The organism is Pseudomonas laurentiana (assembly GCF_014648275.1).
Classification (GTDB): Bacteria; Pseudomonadota; Gammaproteobacteria; order Pseudomonadales; family Pseudomonadaceae; genus Aquipseudomonas; species Aquipseudomonas laurentiana.
This window is the reverse complement of the sequence record NZ_BMQU01000118.1, coordinates 1-705: the sequence shown is the minus strand read 5'-3', so window position 1 is coordinate 705 and position 705 is coordinate 1. Positions and strand designations below refer to the sequence as shown.

1 tRNA gene is annotated in these 705 nt (G+C 21.0%); it reads right to left on the bottom strand.

Annotated elements, in window-relative coordinates:
* Positions 1-378 precede the first annotated feature (378 nt).
* Positions 379-449 (bottom strand) — tRNA-Arg (locus IE038_RS24025).
* Positions 450-705: the final 256 nt, after the last annotated feature.

Genomic DNA, 705 nt, shown 5'->3' with positions numbered 1-705 from the left:
AAATTGACTTCTAATGTTGTTATTCATAAATAATTTATTTGAGGATGAACCAATATTCAGGGGATTAATCTAATCATTTTAGTATATATTTTTTTTTCATATACTACTCAATTTTACTAATGTATATATATTAATATAAAAATAAAAAATTTTTATATATACATTTTTATCCCAATTGGATTTGAACCAATACCTTCTTTATAATTTATATTATTATAATAATAATAATTAGATGTCCTTCTCTTATTAGACGATAAGATTAATATATATATACTTATATAGATTATTCAGTATTTATTCTACTCACCATAAATTAGGTTATTATGATATAAATGTACTTTCTTTTATTAATTTCTACATAATTTAATTAAAAAAAAAAATACTTTATAGGAATTGAACCTATATCGTTAGTTCCGTAGACTAATATTTTACCATTAAACTAAAAGTACAAAAGAAATTAATGGGAATAAATGAATTGAAAAAGTAATTAGTATAATATAATAAAAAAAAATAAAAATATTATATGTTATGATAGAGACATATATTTACATTCGGAATATATAGGATTCGAACCGAAATATATTAAGGTTCGAATCTCATATACAGTGTAGATTTTCGGAATATATAGGGTTCGAACCTATCAGAAGTTACCTTCATTATATAGCAAATAATTTGTCTTTCCCATGACCAATATTCCATGTATGT